Source organism: Desulfotruncus alcoholivorax DSM 16058 (genome assembly GCF_000430885.1).
Lineage (GTDB): Bacteria > Bacillota > Desulfotomaculia > Desulfotomaculales > Desulfallaceae > Desulfotruncus > Desulfotruncus alcoholivorax.
The window spans coordinates 51,149-71,192 of sequence record NZ_AUMW01000001.1; the positions used below are offsets into that span (position 1 = coordinate 51,149).

21 protein-coding genes and 1 riboswitch are annotated in these 20,044 nt (G+C 45.9%); of the genes, 2 read left to right on the plus strand and 19 right to left on the minus strand.

Going from position 1 to position 20,044, the window contains the following annotated elements; genetic code table 11:
* Nucleotides 1–25: 25 nt before the first annotated feature.
* From purC to H569_RS0100280, 6 genes are all read right to left on the minus strand, one after another.
* The gene (gene purC, locus H569_RS0100255; protein ID WP_027363295.1) at nucleotides 26–733 is read right to left on the minus strand and encodes a phosphoribosylaminoimidazolesuccinocarboxamide synthase; all 708 of its coding nucleotides are present in this window, start codon (nucleotides 731–733) and stop codon (nucleotides 26–28) included.
* An 87-nt stretch (nucleotides 734–820) separates the two neighbouring features.
* Nucleotides 821–2,113: an adenylosuccinate lyase gene (gene purB, locus H569_RS0100260; protein ID WP_027363296.1), complete on the minus strand. Its 1,293-nt coding sequence runs from the start codon at nucleotides 2,111–2,113 to the stop codon at nucleotides 821–823.
* A complete protein-coding gene (gene purE / locus H569_RS0100265) occupies nucleotides 2,110–2,643 on the minus strand; it encodes a 5-(carboxyamino)imidazole ribonucleotide mutase (RefSeq protein ID WP_027363297.1) in 534 nt (177 codons plus the stop codon). The genes purB and purE overlap by 4 nt, the downstream gene beginning before the upstream one ends.
* A gap of 58 nt (nucleotides 2,644–2,701) precedes the next feature.
* A riboswitch (guanidine-I (ykkC/yxkD leader) is annotated at nucleotides 2,702–2,813 on the minus strand.
* 116 nt (nucleotides 2,814–2,929) lie between these two features.
* A complete protein-coding gene (gene guaA, locus H569_RS0100270; RefSeq protein ID WP_027363298.1) occupies nucleotides 2,930–4,471 on the minus strand; it encodes a glutamine-hydrolyzing GMP synthase in 1,542 nt (513 codons plus the stop codon).
* Nucleotides 4,472–4,659: 188 nt separating this feature from the next.
* Nucleotides 4,660–5,202 carry a hypoxanthine phosphoribosyltransferase gene (gene hpt, locus H569_RS0100275; protein WP_027363299.1) on the minus strand — a complete coding sequence of 181 codons (543 nt, stop codon included), beginning with the start codon at nucleotides 5,200–5,202 and terminating at the stop codon, nucleotides 4,660–4,662.
* A 116-nt stretch (nucleotides 5,203–5,318) separates the two neighbouring features.
* A complete protein-coding gene (locus tag H569_RS0100280; RefSeq protein ID WP_027363300.1) occupies nucleotides 5,319–6,005 on the minus strand; it encodes a hypothetical protein in 687 nt (228 codons plus the stop codon).
* Nucleotides 6,006–6,263: 258 nt separating this feature from the next.
* Here H569_RS0100280 and H569_RS0100285 point away from each other — a divergent pair, with 258 nt between their 5' ends.
* A complete protein-coding gene (locus tag H569_RS0100285) occupies nucleotides 6,264–6,596 on the plus strand; it encodes a nucleotide pyrophosphohydrolase (protein WP_027363301.1) in 333 nt (110 codons plus the stop codon).
* The gene (locus tag H569_RS0100290) at nucleotides 6,597–7,910 is read left to right on the plus strand and encodes a DUF1015 domain-containing protein (protein WP_027363302.1); all 1,314 of its coding nucleotides are present in this window, start codon (nucleotides 6,597–6,599) and stop codon (nucleotides 7,908–7,910) included.
* A 143-nt stretch (nucleotides 7,911–8,053) separates the two neighbouring features.
* On the opposite strand, the gene fliY is transcribed toward H569_RS0100290, so the two are convergent.
* The 13 genes from fliY to flhA all read right to left on the minus strand — a co-directional run bounded on the left by fliY (nucleotide 8,054) and on the right by flhA (nucleotide 20,030).
* Complete coding sequence (fliY, locus tag H569_RS0100295) at nucleotides 8,054–9,388, minus strand: flagellar motor switch phosphatase FliY (RefSeq protein WP_238492432.1); 1,335 nt, start codon at nucleotides 9,386–9,388, stop codon at nucleotides 8,054–8,056.
* Nucleotides 9,375–10,376 (minus strand): flagellar motor switch protein FliM, encoded by a 1,002-nt coding sequence (fliM, locus tag H569_RS0100300; RefSeq protein WP_027363304.1) that lies wholly within the window; start codon nucleotides 10,374–10,376, stop codon nucleotides 9,375–9,377. Before fliM ends, fliY begins: the two co-directional genes overlap by 14 nt.
* A gap of 13 nt (nucleotides 10,377–10,389) precedes the next feature.
* Nucleotides 10,390–10,755 carry a response regulator gene (locus H569_RS0100305; protein WP_027363305.1) on the minus strand — a complete coding sequence of 122 codons (366 nt, stop codon included), beginning with the start codon at nucleotides 10,753–10,755 and terminating at the stop codon, nucleotides 10,390–10,392.
* Between the two features lie 18 nt (nucleotides 10,756–10,773).
* Nucleotides 10,774–11,391 (minus strand): chemotaxis protein CheC, encoded by a 618-nt coding sequence (locus tag H569_RS0100310; RefSeq protein ID WP_027363306.1) that lies wholly within the window; start codon nucleotides 11,389–11,391, stop codon nucleotides 10,774–10,776.
* Nucleotides 11,392–11,421: 30 nt separating this feature from the next.
* Complete coding sequence (locus tag H569_RS0100315; protein WP_027363307.1) at nucleotides 11,422–12,189, minus strand: CheR family methyltransferase; 768 nt, start codon at nucleotides 12,187–12,189, stop codon at nucleotides 11,422–11,424.
* The gene (locus tag H569_RS0100320) at nucleotides 12,190–12,690 is read right to left on the minus strand and encodes a chemotaxis protein CheD (RefSeq protein WP_027363308.1); all 501 of its coding nucleotides are present in this window, start codon (nucleotides 12,688–12,690) and stop codon (nucleotides 12,190–12,192) included. It lies immediately after the preceding gene.
* An 18-nt stretch (nucleotides 12,691–12,708) separates the two neighbouring features.
* The gene (locus H569_RS0100325) at nucleotides 12,709–13,485 is read right to left on the minus strand and encodes a flagellar hook-basal body protein (protein ID WP_027363309.1); all 777 of its coding nucleotides are present in this window, start codon (nucleotides 13,483–13,485) and stop codon (nucleotides 12,709–12,711) included.
* 155 nt (nucleotides 13,486–13,640) lie between these two features.
* Entirely contained in the window at nucleotides 13,641–14,417 is a 777-nt protein-coding gene (gene flgF / locus H569_RS0100330; protein ID WP_027363310.1) for a flagellar basal-body rod protein FlgF, read from the minus strand.
* A complete protein-coding gene (locus tag H569_RS0100335) occupies nucleotides 14,414–15,187 on the minus strand; it encodes a sigma-70 family RNA polymerase sigma factor (protein WP_027363311.1) in 774 nt (257 codons plus the stop codon). The genes flgF and H569_RS0100335 overlap by 4 nt, the downstream gene beginning before the upstream one ends.
* 12 nt (nucleotides 15,188–15,199) lie before the next feature.
* A complete protein-coding gene (locus tag H569_RS0100340) occupies nucleotides 15,200–15,862 on the minus strand; it encodes a flagellar brake protein (RefSeq protein WP_027363312.1) in 663 nt (220 codons plus the stop codon).
* Between the two features lie 17 nt (nucleotides 15,863–15,879).
* A complete protein-coding gene (locus H569_RS0100345) occupies nucleotides 15,880–16,761 on the minus strand; it encodes a MinD/ParA family protein (RefSeq protein ID WP_027363313.1) in 882 nt (293 codons plus the stop codon).
* Nucleotides 16,742–17,959 (minus strand): flagellar biosynthesis protein FlhF, encoded by a 1,218-nt coding sequence (locus tag H569_RS0100350; protein ID WP_027363314.1) that lies wholly within the window; start codon nucleotides 17,957–17,959, stop codon nucleotides 16,742–16,744. The genes H569_RS0100345 and H569_RS0100350 overlap by 20 nt, the downstream gene beginning before the upstream one ends.
* Nucleotides 17,949–20,030: a flagellar biosynthesis protein FlhA gene (flhA, locus tag H569_RS0100355; RefSeq protein WP_238492433.1), complete on the minus strand. Its 2,082-nt coding sequence runs from the start codon at nucleotides 20,028–20,030 to the stop codon at nucleotides 17,949–17,951. The genes H569_RS0100350 and flhA overlap by 11 nt, the downstream gene beginning before the upstream one ends.
* Nucleotides 20,031–20,044 lie beyond the last annotated feature (14 nt).

Here is a 20,044-nt window from a genome sequence, read left to right on the forward strand (position 1 = left end):
CCCCAGATAAAATGTTATTTGGTGTTTAACGACCCGTTAAACGCCGGTATACTTCCTTATAGGCTTCTTCAACATTGCCGAGATCGCGGCGGAAACGATCTTTATCCAGCTTTTCCCTGGTATTCTTATCCCAGAAGCGGCATGTGTCCGGTGATATTTCATCACCCAGCAGCAGCTGTCCGTTGTGCAGGCCAAATTCCAATTTAAAGTCGATCAGGTCCAGTTCCCGCTCCGCCAGGTGAGCACGCAATATATCGTTTACTTTAAGCGCTATTTCTCTTATGGCGGCCATTTGCCCCGGTGTGGCAAGGTTCAGCGCCCTGATGTGATCATCATTAATCAAAGGGTCGCCCAGCTCATCGCTCTTATAATAATTCTCTACCACGGTGCAGGAAAGCACTGTTCCCTCTTCCAGACCCAGGCGCTTGGCCAGGCTGCCGGCAGCTATATTACGAACCACGACCTCAACCGGAATAATTTGGAGCGCTTTAACTACCATTTCACGCTCGGATTTCTCCTCGACAAAATGTGACTCTACACCTTGCTCCGCAAGCAGGCGGAAAAAATAAGCTGATATGAGGTTGTTTAATTCACCTTTGTTGGCAATGGTTCCTTTCTTTAAGCCGTTAAAAGCTGTAGCATCATCTTTGTATTCAATCCAATATAAGTCGGGATTATCGGTGCGGTATACTTTTTTAGCTTTGCCCTCGTAAAGCTGTTCTTTTTTCAACATAACTCTCTACCCCTTTTATTATTAATTGGGGACATTCCTCCGACCCCAATGCCATTACACCAAAGAAGAGGTGTGTCCCCTTTCCTATTACAGCCCAAAACGTTTGTAGATGTCGTCCACATGCTGCAGGTGGTAACTGTAATCAAACAGCCCCTCAATTTCTTTTTCCGTCAAAGAGTTCATTACATCGCTGTCAGCCAACAACAGCCGGCGGAAATCCGCCCCGGTGTTCCAGGATTGCATGGCATTGCGCTGCACCAGTTCATAAGCCCTTTCCCTGGACAAACCTTTGCCGACCAGCTCCAGCAATACGCGCTGGGAGAAAATCAGCCCGTGCGTACGGTTCAGATTTTTCTTCATGTTTTCCGGGTAAACAATGAGGTTTTCCATAATGTTGGTGAATTTATAAAGCATATAATCCAGCGTAATGGTGCTGTCTGGTATGATTACTCTTTCAACGGAGGAATGGGATATGTCACGCTCGTGCCACAGAGAAACGTTTTCCATAGAAGCCAGGGCATTGCCCCGCAGTAGCCTGGCCATTCCGCTGATCCGCTCCGTAGTGATGGGGTTACGTTTGTGCGGCATGGCCGAAGAACCTTTTTGACCTTTTTTAAAGTACTCTTCGGCTTCCAGTATGTCGGTGCGCTGCAGGCTTCTTATTTCTGTTGCGAATTTTTCCAGCGAGCAGCCGATTACAGCCAGTGTGGTCAAAAATTCCGCATGCCTGTCCCTCTGTAAAATTTGAGTGGATACCCTGGCTGGTGTTAACCCCAGTTTTTTACATACATATTCCTCAATGAAAGGGTCGATATTGGCGTAAGTTCCAACGGCGCCGGATATCTTGCCCGCGCTGATGGTAGCCAGAGCGTGCTTCATCCGGTCGATATTGCGCTCGTTTTCAGCCACCCATAACAGCATCTTCAGGCCAAAGGTAGTGGGCTCGGCATGAATGCCGTGGGTGCGCCCGATCATTATCGTGTAACGGTGTTCTTTGGCTTTATCCAGCAGCACCTGGTTAAGTTTTTCCATCCTGCTGAGGATCTTTTCGCCCGCCTCCTTAATTTGAACCGCCAGCGCCGTATCCAGCACGTCGGAAGAAGTCAGCCCCAGGTGAATATATTTGGAGGCTTCACCAACATATTCCGCCACACAGGTAGTAAAAGCGATCACGTCGTGATTGGTGATGGCCTCAATCTCTTCTATGCGCTCCACCGTAAAATTAGCCTTTTCTTTAATTTCGTGCAACGCATCGTCCGGCACGATGCCCAGCTGGTTCATAGCCTCGCAGGCGCATATTTCCACATCCAGCCACTTACGGTACTTGTTTTCCTGAGACCAAATTGCTTTCATCTCAGGCAGGGTATACCGGTCAATCAAAATTTACTTCCTCCCATCTTTTCCAGGTATCCTTCAAAGCCCAGCTGCTGCAGCTTCTCAGATTTTTGTTCCACCTGCCGGGCCATTTTATCCTTATAAGCAATTATTTTTTCCATAATAGAGGGATCGGCGGAACCGATGATCTGGGCGGCCAGTATGCCTGCATTCTTTGCTCCGTTGACAGCCACCGTAGCCACAGGAATTCCCGGTGGCATTTGCACAGTGGCATATAGCGCATCGACTCCGTTTAAAGCACCGGATGCTATGGGCACGCCGATTACGGGCAACGGGGTATGCCCCGCGATTACTCCAGCCAGGTGAGCCGCGCCTCCGGCGCCGGCTATAATCGCCCTTAAGCCGCGCCCGGCGGCCTCCCGGGCGTAAGCAGCTGTTTTTTCAGGCGCCCGGTGGGCCGATGATATAATCATTTCCCAGCCAATACCGAATTCATCGAGAATTTTTGCCGCATCCTTCATTACCGGCAGGTCCGAATCACTGCCCATTACAATACCTACCAAGACGCTCATCATCTGCCTCCTTGAAAAAATTAAAAAGCCAGGCAAGCAGGTTCTCACTGAGTGAAACCTACCCGCCTGGGCTTTTATCCCGACCGGTGTAGCTGCGGAATTTAACCTTCGCAGCCTGTACCGCTTGGTCCAAACCGCCGTATTACCGGCGCGGAACCCTAGGTACACTTTCTCTCACCATATTATATTACATGTTATATTAGGGACATTTCTTGTAAAGGTGTCGACTCTTCCCTTTCTATATTTCCAGGTTAATCATACCTAAAAGAAACCGAAGAGTCAAGCACGTTTACTCCCACTCAATCGTGCCTGGCGGCTTGGAGGTGATGTCATAAACCACCCGGTTTATGCCCTTTACTTCATTGACGATGCGGTTGGAGATACGCCCCAGCACATCGTGGGGTATCTTGGCCCAGTCTGCCGTCATACCGTCGTTGGAATAAACCGCCCTGATGGCCACAGTCTGGGCATAGGTGCGCTCGTCACCCATTACTCCGACGCTGTACAGGTTGGGCAGCACCGCGAAGTACTGCCATATCTCCCTGTCCAGGCCAGCCCTGGCAATTTCCCCTGTAACAATTGCGTCAGCTTCCTGCAGCAGCGCAATTCTCTCAGGCGTAACCTCTCCAAGGATACGGACAGCTAGCCCGGGGCCTGGAAACGGCTGGCGCCAGACAACACCGGCCGGCATGCCGAGCTCTTCTCCCACCCGTCGCACCTCGTCTTTAAAAAGCCAACGCAGCGGCTCAATTAAAGCAAGACGCATGTCCTCAGGCAGGCCGCCAACATTGTGGTGGGATTTAATCACGGCGGCAGTTGTGGTCCCGCTTTCTACCACATCCGGGTAAAGCGTACCCTGCACCAGAAAATCAATTTCTCCTATTTTTGCCGCCTCGTCTTCAAAAACGCGAATAAACTCCTCGCCAATGATTTTCCGCTTGCGCTCAGGGTCAGTTACCCCCTTTAGCTTGGTTAAAAAACGATCTGATGCATCTGCATACACCAGGTTGATGTTAAACTGGTTTCTAAAAACATCGAGCACAGATTCTGCTTCACCCTTGCGCAATAAGCCGTGGTTTACAAATACGCAAGTAAGTTGATTTCCAATCGCCTTGTGCACCAGCACCGCAGCCACGGAGGAATCCACTCCACCGCTCAACGCGCAGAGGACTTTTTTATCCCCAACCTGTTCTTTAATTTCGCTTACTGTTTGCTCAATAAATGAGCCCATATTCCAACTGCCGGTGCACCCGCAAATATCAAACAGGAAATGGCGGAAAACATCCTGCCCCTTCGGCGTGTGCACCACTTCCGGGTGAAACTGAACGGCGTACAGCCCACGACCGGGGTCAGCCATTGCCGCAACGGGGGCGGTTTCCGTGCGTGCCAGCACCACAAAGCCCGGCGGCGGCGTTTCAACCATGTCACCGTGACTCATCCAGCATTGTGACCGTTCCCCCATACAACCAAGCAGCCCGTCTATTGATAAAATATTTATTTCAGCATGGCCGTATTCCCTTCTTACCGCCCGGGATACTTTGCCGCCCAGTTGGAAGGCCATTAGCTGCAATCCATAGCAAATACCCAAAATAGGAATTTGTTGCTCGTAAATACCCGGATCAACTACCGGCGCCCCCTCCTGGTAAACGCTGGACGGTCCCCCGGAAAAGACAATGCCGCGCGGGTTTTTGGCGCGAATTTCCTCAAGTGCCGTGTTATAGGGCAGCATTTCACAAAAAACATTTAACTCGCGAATACGGCGAGCGATCAACTGGCTGTACTGGCCGCCAAAGTCCAGTACAATAACCATTTCCTGCTCCGGAACAGCCAACTTCTAGCCCCCCTTGTTCTTTTAATCGAATTCAGCATTCAGGTGTCAGAATTCAGTCACAATTCAATTGAAGGAATACAGAAGCCGGAGTGTCCTGAGAATATGCTTCCAGTAATAGACCAACCTCTTGTAATCACCGGTTCTCTCATTCTAACTTTTAACTTCTAACTCTGACTTCTTACTTCTGACTACTTATTTGTATACACTTCTTGCTTTAAGATGTAAATTTCCGGTAAATTGCGGTACTTTTCATTATAATCCAGTCCGTAGCCGACCACGAACTCATCAGGAATTGAAAAACCGTTATAGTCAATGGCAACATCAACTTCACGCCTGGAAGGCTTGTCCAGCAAAGTGCAAATGCGCACGCTGGCCGGTCCCCGGGCCTTTAATATCTCCTGCAAATAATTAAGGGTCAGACCGGTATCGACAATGTCTTCAACTATCAAAACATGCTTGCCTTCAATAGTTTGATCCAGATCCTTTAAAATCCGGACAACACCCGTTGATTTACTGGAAGCGCCATAGCTGGAAACTGCCATAAAATCAATCTGCACGTCTACTGACAACGACCTGATCAAGTCGGACATAAAAACCATGGCGCCTTTTAATATGCCAACCACCAGTAAATTTTTACCCGCGTAATCCCTGGATATAACGCTGCCGAGTTCACTGACTTTTTGTTTTATTTTTTCATCTGAAATTAAAACTCTTTCAACATCCTGATGCAAAAAATCTCCTCCTGCCGTCAAAATCTGGGCTATTATAACAAGAGCCACAAAATAATGTCAAGATAAGTTAAGGGACGAAAATCTGAGTATGTTAAACTCGGATCCCGTCCCTTATATTATACAACAGGCTGCTCAATTTTAATTTGTTTATTGTGATCCCATAATTCAAGGTTTATTTCCAGCTTATTAGTATCTTTAATTTTGCCCTGGGCCTGGATCAGCGCTTTAGTAATTACCTGCCGCTTGGGGTCCACCCAAACCCGGTAAAAGTAATTATCATAATTCAATTCCATTAAGGAGTTTTGTACTATCGGGTTAAACTCAAGCACTTTTAACTTTGTTTTTTTGTCTTTTATTTCTTTTACCACCGGAATATCTTTAAAATTAAAATTTCCCAGAGGGTTGAATTCCGTAATAAAAAGATCGGATTCCGCCATTTTGTTTCCTTCCAGACAAGTCCACCGGTCGGACCAATAGCCTTTAACATAAGTTTTATCTCCGATATGAATAAATTCGACCGGCAAGTCCTGCATTGTTCCTTTAATGTGGACACTATCCGGCGCCACTCTTTCACCCTCAACCCTTGATATTGTATCATCCCTGATTTTGACCGTCATACGAAAGCGAAATGCACTGCTATTAATGGTTTTATCCAGCGCCACGGTAAGCCTTTCCTTTGGCGGAACGCGAACATTAGCCAGATAAGTCTCGGCGCCACGGTAAACACCAGCCAGGCAGAGAACTGAAATAACAGCAATGAGCAATAACTTTTTGTTTAACAAAAACGAGTAGGGTCTGGACATAATAACTTCTCCCCCCATAACCTTCTTTAAAATTTATACTGGTGGCTAATCGCAAATATTCCTCCTGGGAAAGGTATCCTGTTTTTATATTTAGGTATTCAGAATTCAGTAGTCAGAATTCAGAATACTTCGGGACGATATACCGTTCCCTCATCCCAACTTCTGACTCCTGACTTCTGACTCCTGATTATTTATCCTGTTTTTTATATTCTCTATGTGTTAAAATAGGAATATTGTAAAAGCAAGGAGGTTCCAGTGATGGACATTCTTGACATGCAAAAAGAGGTGGACAACTGGATTGGGCAATTTGAAGAAGGCTACTGGCCTCCACTGGCAATGCTGGCCCGGCTGACTGAAGAGGTAGGCGAACTGGCCCGCGAGATAAACCACAGGTACGGCACCAAGCCCAAAAAACCGGAGGAACCGGAAGGTGACCTGGCCCTTGAACTGGCGGACATATTATTTATTATTATTTGTTATGCCAACTCGCTGGGCATCAACCTGGAAGAAGCTTTTACAAGGATGATGAATAAATACAAGGCGCGGGACGCCTTTAGATGGACCAGAAAAGAGTCACAGGAGGAATTATAAATGGCTGAAATTGCTCCATTACACGGGCTGAGATACGTTGAAAAAAAAGCCGGAGACATTGAGGACCTGGTAACACCACCCTATGATGTGATTGATCCCAAGGCACAGGAACAATATTACGAGCGAAACCCGTATAATATCATCCGCCTGGAGTACGGCTTAAAATATCCTGAGGACGATGAAGCAAATAACCGTTATACCAGGGCCGCCAAGTTTTTTAGCCAGTGGCAGGAGGAAGGGATCCTTCAGGCGGAGGAAAAACCAGCCATCTACCTGTACCGGCAGGAGTTTGGCGTCGATGGTAAAACCCTTATCCGCAGCGGCATTATCTGCAGAGTCAAACTGGAACCATACGAAAAGGGAGTTGTTTTACCTCACGAGGAAACCATGCCCAAACATAAAGCCGACCGTTATGCTCTAATGACAGCCTGCGGCGCCAATTTCAGCCCTGTTTTCGGCATTTACAGCGACCGCCGGCGGTCAATCGACCTAATGCTTGACGAGTTCACCAGGGGTACCCCGCCAAGCGTGAGATTTACTGATGAATGGGGGCACGGCCACAGCCTTTGGGTAATAGACAGCCCTGATGCAGTGCAAAAAGTTCAAAAACAAATGGAACCCCGGCAGATATTCATTGCTGATGGACACCACCGCTATGAAACAGCCCTAAAGTTTGCCCGGGATAATCCCAATATTGCCGGGGCGGGTTTTTTGATGATGACCCTGGTAAACCTGTACGATCCGGGCCTGGTTATCCTGCCGACACACAGGCTGGTAACTAAAAGTAATTTGGATCAGAGTCAATTAATTGCCGCCCTGCAGGAAGATTTTTTGGTTGATAAAGTTCAAACGAAGGATGCGGCGTTTATTGCCGGGCTGTTGTCAGAAATGGCCAATCTTAATGAGGATGAGGGCACCAAGGGAGGCCAGGTTTTCGGGCTTTACCTGGGAAACGGATTGCTGTACAGTTTAAAACTACGCGATTCGAGTATAATCGACAGCAAAATGCCCGCCGGGCGTTCCAAAGCCTGGCGGGCACTGGATGTATCGGTTTTGCAAAAATTAATCTTTGAAAACATATTGGGCATTGGCATGGAAGAGCTGGCCGGAGGGGAAATTATCCATTATACCCGCGACGCCGCTGAAGCAATGTCAAAAGTTGATGGAGGCTCCCATGAACTGGCATTTATAATGAATCCGACCTTGATTTCAGAAGTCATCGAAGTTGCCACCAACGGAGAAAAGATGCCGCAAAAATCAACTTTCTTTTACCCCAAGCTGATCACCGGTCTGGTAATCAACAAATTTATGTAGGAGCGGACATGGTCGTCCGCCCCTACGGGCCCCCCCGGCAACTCCTTATTCATCCCCTGCTGGTGCCTCTTCCAGCGACATTGTGGTCTATACGCAGTATTTATAATGCTGTATTTATATTAAGGAAGCATTCCTTGCTTCCCTTATTTCAAAGTATTAATCCTTTCCCGCTGTGATACTATGCTGGTAATTTTTACTCCAAAGTTTTCATTTACAACTACAACTTCCCCCTTGGCCACCAGTTTTCCGTTCACCAGCACATCCACAGGTTCATCAACCAGTGTTTCCAATTCCGCTATAGCTCCAGGCGTCATTGAAAGCACGTCTTTAATGCTTTTCTTAGTCCGCCCCAGTACCACTGAAACCCTCAACGGTATATCCAGCAGCAGATTTAATTTTTCCGGATCCACCTTCTCCAGCTCCGGGTAGCGCGGCGGCACAGGCTGAGAGTAAGTATCGGACTGGGGCGGCGTTGGTGCAGCCGGCGCCTTCTGTTGGGCATATTGATCATATTTTTGATCAAGAATTGAATCAAGACCAGTACCAGTGTCACCAGAGAAAATATTTTGTTCAGAGTTCGTATCTTTAACAAACTGATCTACCGGTTCAGGAATGAAACCCTGATCATAGTGTCCCTCTTCTTCTACCACAGGTTCTTCGGAAATCATCCCAAAACTTTGCAACAGCAGCCTGGCTTGTTCCTTGGCCCCCTGCAAGTCCATAATTTGCATTATCCTGGTATCAAGCAAACCTTCTATATTCATTTTAAAGGATGTAATTACAATGGGGTCACTAAAAGGAAGTTTTACATCCATTTTTTCCGACTCTTGAACAACAATAGCCTCCGGGGGGGCTATATTTACACTTTTGTTCATTAAATCGGCCAGTGAAGTTGATGCCGTACCGATCATTTGGTTCATGGCTTCAGCAGCGGCGCTGATTTCTATTTCAGAAATTTCGTCCGTTAGGTCTGTGCCGTCTCCTCCCATCATTAAATTAGCCATCACTATGGCATCATGGAGTTTAATTACCAGTACATTATGGCCGCTGATACCCTGAATAAATTCTACTTTTATAATCAAAAACGGTACATTAAACCCGCCTAAAAACTCATGTAAACTGGTAACAACTACTTCCGGGCTGGTAATGATTACCCGTTTGTTCAACAGTTGAGACAAAGTGGTTGCTGCCGAACCCATTGAGATATTACCTATTTCCCCAAGCGCATCTTTTTCCTCGGGCTTTAGGTCCTCATATACCACAGCACCAGCACCCACACCTTCACCAGGGGCTTCCGGCTCATTTAAAGGGGTATCTTTATTGCCGGGCTGAGCAAGGTCAAAAGGATTATCACCACCGACAACATTTTTTGCGATGTCTTCCTCCTGAGAGCTCGGCCCGCTATCCGGGCTGCCGCCGGCGCTCTTTAACAAAGCATCAATTTCATCCTGCTGAAGCAGTTTATTATCTGTCATCATTACCTTCCCCTTCAAAAAGTGAAACGACCTGGATGGCTAACTTATCGCCCACGGAGCCAACCTGGGCGCCGAATTTTAATTTATCCCCTATATATACATCCAGGTCACTGTTGACATTCCGATCAAGGACCACAACATCCCCCACCTGGATCTGCAGGAAATCCTCCACCTGTATTTCAGCCTCACCGATAACTGCAGTAATTTCAACCGTACAATAGCCCAGCCAGTGCAGCAGCTTATCATAATCATCCTTGCTTGCAGAAGAAAACTGCCGGACAAACTGCTGCCTGACCGACAACATGGAAACAACTTCATCCAAAACCATATAGGGTAGGCAAAGATTCATCATTCCCTGGTCATTTTCCCCCATGGTAATGGTAAAAGTCAATAAGGCAACCACTTCGTTGGGGGAGTACAGCTGTTGCAAACGGGGATTTGTTTCAACGGAACGAACCTCCGGTTTAATTTCGATAACGTCTTTCCAGGTAGGCTCCAGGTGATCAAGGATGCGGCTCATGATTTTTTTCGTCACCTGGATTTCAATATCCGTCAGTTCCCTGTTTAACTCGGTAACCGACCCTTTCCCACCAAACATCAGGTCTATAACGGGAAATATGAAATTAGTATTGGCCTCTAAAATTGCCGGCCCTTTTAACGGCTGTAGTTCAAAAATAGTCAGTATGGTCGGTGTGGGAATCGACCTGATAAACTCATCAAAGATAATCTGTCCTACGGAAGCAAGCTCAATATTAATATTAGTGCTGAGGTAACCGGACAGAAAGCTGGATAAATGCCGGGCATAATGCTGGTGCAGCATCTCCAGGGTCCGCAGGTGCTCTTTGGAAAACTTGTTCGGCCTGCGAAAATCATAACTTTTTAATTTTGTAGATGTATCTTCAGAATGCCTTAACTCCTGCACGGGAATATTGCCCGTATTTAACGCCTGCAGCAGCGAGTCTATTTCACTTTGTGATAAGACTTCTTGCATATTTGCCTCCCGGTTATCTGCTCATTACCCTTTCAATAGCCTGAAGTATTCTTTCCTGCTTAAAAGGTTTGACTATGAAATCCATGGCCCCGGCTTGAATAGCCTCCATGACCATGGCCTGCTGGCCCATAGCGCTGCACATGATTATTCTGGCGCCGGGGTCGATTTGTTTAATGGCCTTAACACTCTCAATCCCGTCCATTTCCGGCATGGTTATATCCATAGTAACCAGGTCTGGTTTTAATTCAGAATACAATTTAACTGCTTCACTACCGTTTTCAGCTTCTCCCACAACCTCAAACCCGCTTTTGGTAACAATATTTTTAATCATCATGCGCATAAAAGTTGCGTCGTCAACAATTAATATTCTAATTGACATATTCTCCCTCCGTTCTGTTTATGCTTCTATTCCTAAAGCGGAAAATAGTCTATGTATTGATTCCGGTTCTGCGAGCAGGAAAAAGTGCCCGTTAACTTGTTTATCCTCCCGGAAAAAATTTGTTTCAATAGACATTACACTGTCATCATCCGGCCTGCCCATGGCAACAACCAGCGTGGTAAAAATAGCTGCCAGCATGTCAAAGGCAAAAATGGGGACCGAGGTATTTATACGCAGCTGGGTAAAATCACTTATAGCCGAAACAAAAGCGCCCGTTAAAATATTACCTATTTCGTTGATTATAGAGGTTGCCATTTCATCCAGTTCCACAGTTGTACCTTCTTCAAGGCCCATTAACATGTCCACCAGGCGGTAAGTGCTTGATTCATTAAATATATAAAAAACCAGTCCGTTAATATCACCATCCAGTTCGAGACTAACACAGGACACCAGTTCCTCGTATCCTCCAATGAGTTCGATTACTTTCTCTAAGGATACAAAGTCGGCATGTGGAACACCCATATCAATTTTCCTGTCCAGCATTTCAGCCAGTGAGGTTGCAGCATGGCCCAATCCGATATTGCTGATTTCCTGTAAGGCATCGATTTGCAATTCGGAAAAACTCTTATCTTTCATTTAATCAACCCTTTCATAGACCAACCTCTTTCAATTTGTTTTTTTGTAAAAACATGGTGAAAGCTTTTCGTAACCCAATTCCTTATAGTTAAATATCATCTCACTGCCTCCAATGAATAATATCCCGTTGGGATTCAACGACAGGTGAAATTTTTTATAGATCAAGTCCTGTGCTTCTCTTGTAAAATATATGGTTACATTACGGCAGACAATCAAATCATAATTTTTTGGATACTCATCATGTAGCAAATCATGGTAACGGAAAGAAACCTTCTTTTTAATTATGTCCTTTAACGCATATAAATCACCTTGCGCATCAAAAAAACGCAGCAGTCTTTCAGGACTGACATTTTTTAAACCGTCGCGGTTATATTTTGCCTGCATAGCTTTGTTTAGAATTTGCCGGTCAATATCTGTGGCATCGATGCTGCTCTTTCCTGAAAGCCCCATCTCTTCAAGCATAATGGCAATGGAATAGGGCTCGGAACCGTTGGAACAGGCGGCGCTCCATATTCTAACCAGTTGCCGGTCTTTAAACAAATCTTTGAGATGCTGCTGCAGTTCGATAAAACGGTGGGGGTCCCTGAAAAATTCAGAAACGTTTATCGTCAAGTGATCCAAAAGTTTTTCGTATTCATCACGCTTTTGGGTAATTTGGCGAAACAGTTCTTCGTAATCTTTTAATTTAAGCTTGACTATGTAGGCATCCAGCCTTCGTTTTAGTTGTTTTTCCTTATAGCTGTTCAAGTCCAACCGAAAAGCCGCCATAACTTTTGCTTTAAATTCCTCAAAATGCAATCAGATCACCTTAATGTCCTTTCCTATTGTCCGGATCAAAACTTCGCCAGTTGCCGTATTCAGGTACATCGTTCTACCTTTATTGCCGCCGACCTCTTCAGCTGCAATCCTAATGGTTATTTCCTTTAAAATTTTACGGGACATTTCGATATTCCTTTCCCCAATGTTAAATAACTGTTTTTTATCAGCACCGGTGAACATCTGTGCCCCTCCCACCAGTTTGGCGATTAACCTGCTTTGTCCCGCCCCCTGTCTGACCAGGTCCTTGATGATTAAAGGTATCCCCAGGTCGGCATACTTTTCCGGTTTGACCACCTTGGTAAATTCCCTGCTGTTGGGCAGCATTATATGCAAGAGGCCGCCTATTTTAGTTATTGGATCCCAAAGGCTCACTCCGACGCAGGATCCCAATCCAAGTGTCACCAAACGGTAGGGACTTAAAGCGATTTTGTACTCTCCAATTCCCACATGTATGTCGCTGACACTTCTTGATAAATCCATTCGATCACCTAACTTCGCTTACTTTTGCAAATTGTTGGCAATACTCCACATTTGATCGGCTGTATTAATAGATTTGGCGTTTAGCTGAAAAGACCTTTGTCCCTCGATCAGAGATTGCACTTCCAAGACAAGGTCGACATTGGAACCTTCCAGGTAGCTCTGCAAAATTCTATTTGGATTATTGTCGCCAGGCGTTATAGTTTCCGGTTCCCCGCTGGCATCAGATTGTTTAAACATATTATTGCCAGATGCTTCCAGCAGTTCAGGTCTGGGAAACACCGCCAGTTCAATTTGGCCTATTTCCTGCTTGTTTCCTTCCCTGTCCTTGCAAGTAACCAGACCTGTTTCGTCGATGACAAGGTCCGTAAATCCCGCCGGCAGTTCATTATCCAGCAGCACATAGCCCTCGCTGCTTTTGATTTTGCCATCCGAGTCAAGCTTAAAACTTCCGTCCCGGGTATAAAATACTTCCCCGTCTGCACGGGTCAACTTAAAAAAGCCGTCACCTTCTATAGCCAGGTCTAAATCTCTTCCCGTACTAATCATATTACCCTGGGAAAAACTGCGATTTATTGAGCTAATTTTGGCTCCGCCGCCCTGGTTTGATTGTGCTGCAGCATCCGGCACAACAGGCATACCCTGCGCCGTCACCTGCTGTCTTAATAATTCATTAAAGCTGGCGGTTTGACACTTGTAACCTATAGTGTCGAGGTTGGCGATATTGTTTCCGGTAACATCCATTTTCTGCATCTGGGCGGCCATCCCGGTCATTCCGTTGTACAGTGCTTTAATCAACAACTATCCCTCCCAATGGGCTTATAATTCTTAATGTTAGGTAACTATTCAGCTAAACGGGCGGACAGGGTCGTCCGCCCCTATGATCTCACCAATCTTCCAAAGCAAGTATGTTTACTGAGTGACCTTCGACCTTAGACTGAATAGCTACAATGCTATTTTACAACGCCGACTTTGCTGATAGCCATTCCCAACATGCTGTCCTGGGCCTGGATAATTTTCTGCCCGGTTTCGTATGCCCTGGCCGCGGTAACCATATCAACAGTTTCTTGAACCGGATCCACGTTGGCACTTTCCAAAGAACGCTGTACCAACCCCGGATTAACATCTATTGCCGGCTCTATATCATTAGCCTGATAAAGGTTTCCACCCACCCGGTCAAGTTTTGACCGGTCACTAAATGTAGCTATCGAAAAATTATCGATCACTTGCCCATTCTCAGTAATTGCCCCAAGCTCGTCAACACTCATTTTATCAATGGAATTTATCTGAATTGGACCACCCTCGCCCATAACCCTGTACCCTTCACCGGTGACAAGGTAGCCTTCTTGATCCAGCTTAAAATTACCGTTCCTGGTATAATAAATCTTGCTTTCATCATTTGGATCCACTACAGTGAAAAAGCCGTCACCCTTTAAGGCAAAATCCGTTGGAGTTCCGGTTTCGCGAATCGTACCTGCTGTAAAGTCTTTTACCACCTGTTGAACAGCCACTCCCTGGTTGGATTCCCCCAATACCGACCTCCCGGACATGCCGGGTAAAGGACCGTCCTGCCGGGTACTTAGCTGAATTAAGCTGGGAAAGGGTACCGCTAAAACTTTATCTTTTTTATATCCGGGCACACTGATATTAGCAAGGTTATTAGAGGTGGTATCCAAGCGGAGCATTTGCAGATTCATACCTGCCGCAGTAGAGTATATCCCCCTGATCATACCCTAACTCCTTTCTTGTTTATGGCATCGCCATTAATTTTTAAAAGTGTATCCCTTAATTTTTGCAGGGCCTTGGCATGTAACTGGCAAACCCTTGATTCCGTAACATCTAAAACACAGCCGATTTCCTTTAAAGTCATTTCTTCCTGGTAATAAAGGGCAAGCACCAGGCGGTCTCTTTCCGGCAGCTGCTTAATTGCTTCAACCAGTGTTTCTTGCTCATTTCTTTCAGTTATAACAGCCAGCGGGTCGGGGCTGTTGGGGTCGCTGATAGTATCAGCCAAAACCGACTCATTTTCTTTTCCGGCAGGATCGTCAAGTGAAACAGGGAATGCACTGTAATATTCCGCAGCAAGTTTTCGGATGTCCGCGTGCTCCATTCCCATTACCCGGGCTAAGTCACCTTCATCGTTGTTAGTGCCATTTTGCTGCAGTTTTTCCCTGGCCTGGTTCAACTTGCTGAACTTTTGCCACTTACTCCTGGGTACCCAGTTTTGTTTTCTAATTTCATCCAAGATAGCCCCCCGGATCCTGGTGTAAGCATAATTCTTAAAAGCAGTCCCCAGCTTTTGATCAAATTTATCAATAGCGTCAAGCAAGCCGATAACCCCGTATCCTTCCAGGTCCTCCTGGGTCATGAACGGCGGCGCTGCCATAATCAGCCTACCGGCGAGATATTTTACCAAGCCCAGGTGTTTAATGATCAGTTTATCTCTGTCTGCGGGATCACGCGTTTTGTTATAACGTTCCCATAAATCCTGGCCTGCCAATTGATCACCCCGCTAACGAAGGCGTTTTTGCCGGGCCATTTTTTCAAAAACAAAGCGTACTATTTTATCTTCCTGGCTGAGGCTGATATCTTCAAATTTAATCCCTAAATGATAAACCTCTCGGTTAGGATCTACTTTAACACACCTGACCACCACTGATTTAATCTCCAACAACTCCGGCCGGTTTTTTAAAGGTAAAGAAATCACCAGCAAAATCTTGGTGCCCGGCTCAATTTTCTCGCGCGTCAGCAGCTTCATCCCACCGCCACTTAAATCCACGGTAGTTGTTTTTTTATATGCGGCCTTTTTATTTTTTTCTTTCTCTTCCTCTTCAAGTACAGCGTACTCAACATCAATGATCACCGGCAGGCGAACGTGGCTCCGCTGTTGCACCCTGTTTATTTTTTGCGGGTAATCAAGCCGGTAAAGCTTGATGTTGTCATTTATTTCACCTACCACGTTTGTATCAAAGATAAAACTTGAGTTTTCTGAAAAAAAACGGACAGCAACTTGTTCATTTCTACGTAGCACCAGCGGGATTTCTTTTAAAAAAGGCATAATTATATGTATATAACCGGCGCGAATATCCTGAATGCCCGAATTATACCACTCTTTGCCGTCTTTTCTTCTAACCTGAATCTTTTGGCCTATCTTTAGAGGTATTTTTTCAGCCAACAATACACCCTCCCAAATTATCTAAACAACCTGCTCAACTTGCTGATAAAACCCCGCAATCCTCTTTCCTCCGCAGCCGGCAGTTCCCTGTTCAACAGTGATAAAGCTATTTTCTTAACTGCTTCCGACGCGGGGGAATAAGGATTGGCCAGTATAAAAGGCTTTTGGTTTTTAACTGATTTAATGACAAATTTATCATAAACTATATCACCCAAATAATTGGCCTTAATATTTAAATACTTATCCACAACAGTCTTTAACCTGTAAGCAGTATCAGATGTCTCACTTTCGTTATTTGACTGGTTGACCACAAAATAAACATCCCTATGTAAATTAAACTTATCCAGCACTTTGATCAGCCCATAAGCATCAGTCAACGAGGTCGGCTCCGGGGTAACCACGACCAAAACATCATCGGCGGAAGCGCAGAAAGCAAGCACTTCTTTGGCTATACCAGCCCCGGTATCGATAATGACAAAATCGGCCATCCGGTCCAATTGTTCAAGTCCGTTTACCAACCTGGAATGCTGTTCAGCGGTAAGATTAGCCAGCTCAAGAAAGCCTGACCCGCCCGGTATAATTTTTATCCCACCCGGCCCGGGAAAAAGTATCTTTTCCATGGCCCGATTGTTAAATATGTGGTCATAAAGGGTTACCGCCGGTGCTATTCCCAGCAAAATTTCCACATTGGCCAGGCCCAGGTCGGCATCAAAAACAATTACCCGCTGCCCCAGCTGAGCCAGAGCAATAGCTAAGTTAACCGATATATTAGTTTTGCCCACACCGCCTTTACCGCTGGTTACGGCAATTATCCGAGCTCCGGGCCCGGCACTTGGCGTTGGAGCCTCAAACGGCGGGTCTCCGAACTGTTTGAAAGTATTACGCTTGAAAATCCTCATCAAGTACAACGCTCCCAAGGATTATTTCCGCAAAACGCCTGGGGTTTATGCGCTCAATGTCGTCTGGAACATTTTGCCCGTTGCTTGTAAAAGCGACAGGTACGCCGGTGTTGCAAACAATATTTAACATGGATCCATAGGAATCGGTTTCATCAATTTTGGTCATGATAATTTTGTTGTAACCCAAGGTTTTAAAATCACTGGCTATTCTAATAAGATCACGATTCTTTGTTGCCGAGCTCAGTACTAAATATATATTCTGTAGCTCCTTTACAGCGCCAAGAAATGTTTGCAGCTCCAGAACCTGGCTTCTCACTCTTGAAGGGCGGCCTTCCGTATCTATAAAAATGTAATCCTTATCTTTATGTGACTCTACTGCACGAGCCAACTCAGCCGGAGTCATCACTACATCAACCGGCACATTTAAAATATTACCATAAAAATTTAATTTTTCCATAGCTCCAAATCGTTGATTAAAACCAGCTATTAAGGCGACTTCTTTTTTCTCTATAATTTTGTATCTGGTTGCCAGCTTGACCAAAGAAAGCGTTTTTCCCACTCCTGTCGGTCCGATAAATGAAAAAACTTTAGCTCTGTTTTCTGTGTTATATGCCGGCTTTAACAAATCAATTAATTTTGCTTTTAAGTGGACTTTAAAAATTTCTTCGTTAGTAACCTCATCGCTTTTTAGATCAAAATCCTCAAAAATCAACTCGGTGATAGTATCATTAATTTCCATCCGGCGAAATATCTTTTTCCATTTTCCAATTAAACCGTTATCCAATTCCTCGCCCCCCTTTTCCAGTTCCTGACGCAGGATAATTTTAAACCATGCATTATCTTCTTCATTATATACAGGCAAAATCGGCTCCGGTAATTTGGAGGGAACAATATTGCCGGGAATCACTCTTTGGGGCATAGTACTTTCATTTTGTGGTTTAAAGGAAATTGTTCGCACCGTGCTATCAGATATAAATTTTGGCTGGCTATCTTCTATTTCGTTTTTATATTCAGTAAAGTTTACCGGTATATCATCAACTGCCGCGGTAACTTCAACTTTCCGGTGGCCAAACAACTGCTTAACATTTCTTATCGGTTCCTTGGCGGCATTAATGATTACAGCATCCTCACCAAATTCCAACCTGATTTGCTCCATTGCCTGCTGCATATCATCGGCTAAAAATTTCTTAACTTTCATCCATGACCACCGTCCCCACCGCTTCAATTTCTATCTCGGGAATAATTTCGTTTAAGGACAAAACAGCAGTTGAAGGCATTTGCCTGGCTAGAAACCGCTTGAGCGGCAGCCGCAAGCGTGGTGAGCATAATAATACCGGTGTGTAACCTTTACCAACCGCCTTATCCACGGTATCTGCGATTTTTTCCAGCACCCGCCGGGCCAACTGCGGTTCCAGCACAGGGTAAGGTCCCAACTGGGTGGGCTGAACTGAGTCGGCCATCATCTTTTCCAGCTTTGGGTGCAGGGTTATTACCTGAAGCTTGTTATCTGCATTGAGCAAGCTCCGGCAAATGCTCCTGGCCAGTGCTGCCCGCACATGTTCGATTAAGAAGTCGGGGTCTTTGTTAATCCGGGCTCCGTCGCCCAAAGCTTCAAGGATGGATATAATATCCCGGATATTGACATTCTCTTTTAGTAAACTTTGTAAAACCTTCTGCACTTCACCCACCGACATCAAATCCGGCACCAGTTCTTCCACCACAGCGGGGTTGCTTTGCTTAACCACGTCCAGCAGTTCTTTAACGTCTTGGCGGCCAAGCAATTCGTGGGAATATTTTTTTATAAACTCGGTCAGGTGGGTAACCAGAACCGTTGAGCAATCAACCACAGTCAGCCCGTCCATTTCCGCCTGCTCCCGTTTATCCTCGGTAATCCACCAGGCGGGGAGTCCGAAGGTGGGTTCGGTGGTTGGTATACCTGATATAACCACATCCTGACCGGTTGGATTTAACGCCAATAAGTGGGAAGGCATTAATTCTCCACCGTCGATTTCCTCACCACGTATTTTAAACACATACCTGTTCGGCGGCAGCTGCAGGTTATCCCTGATGCGTATTGGTCTTACATACAAGCCCAATTCTGATGCTGTTTGACGGCGAACAACAGTCAGCCTCTGTAAAAGGTCACCGCCTGATTTATCATCAGCCATAGTAATTAAGTTGTAGCCGATTTCTATCTGCAGCGGGTCCGTCTCCAGCAGTTGCAGCACATTTTCAGGTTCGCGCTGCTCCTGGACTTGTTTTTTGGCTTCTTCTTCCCGGGACTGAATTATCTTTTGTTGTTGCTCTTTCAATAAACTGTAACCAAGAAAACCGGCGCAACCGGACAGGGTAAAAAACACCAAACCGGGCATTGCCGGAATGAAACCAATAATTAACAAGATGCCGGCTACGATAAACAATATCTTGGGGAAATTCAAAAATTGCCTGGTCAGGTCGGTACCGAAGCTTGCATCGGTGGTGGCCCTGGTTACAAGAATACCTGATGCAGTGGATATGAGTACCGCCGGGATTTGCGAAACCAAACCGTCCCCAATCGTCAGGATAGTGTAGGTTTGCAGGGATTCGGTAACTCCCATGCCTTTTTGCAGCACCCCGATGGTTATCCCGCCGATGATATTGATAACGCAAATAACAATGCCGGCAATGGCATCCCCCCGCACGAACTTGCTGGCACCGTCCATGGCTCCGAAAAAATCAGCTTCCCGCTGCAGTTTACGGCGCCGTTCCCGGGCCTCTTCCTCGCTGATCAGACCACTGTTAAATTCGGCATCGATACTCATCTGCTTACCCGGCATAGCGTCCAAGGTAAAGCGGGCACTCACTTCCGAAACCCTGCCGGAACCGCTGGTAATAACTACGAATTGGATAACCGTAATAATAATAAAAACAATCGCGCCGACAACATAGTTGCCACCCACCACAAACTGGCCGAAGGCATTGATAATCTTGCCGGCCTGGGCTTCACCCAGTATCAGCCGGGTGGAAGAAATATTTAAAGAAAGCCTGTAAAGTGTGGTAACAAGCAGTAACGACGGGAATACCGAAAATTGCAGCGGCTCGGTGGTAAACATGGTAATGAGAATTATCAACAGTGAAACAGTGATGCTGACAGTTAGAAAAAGATCAAGCGCCAGCGGCGGCAATGGGATAATAATCAGCAGCACTATACCCAAGATGGCGGCCGCCACCAATAAATCCGTATTCTTTTTAAACTGACGCCCCACTTCTGCCCTGGTAAAAGAAGCCACTGTTCTCTCCTCTT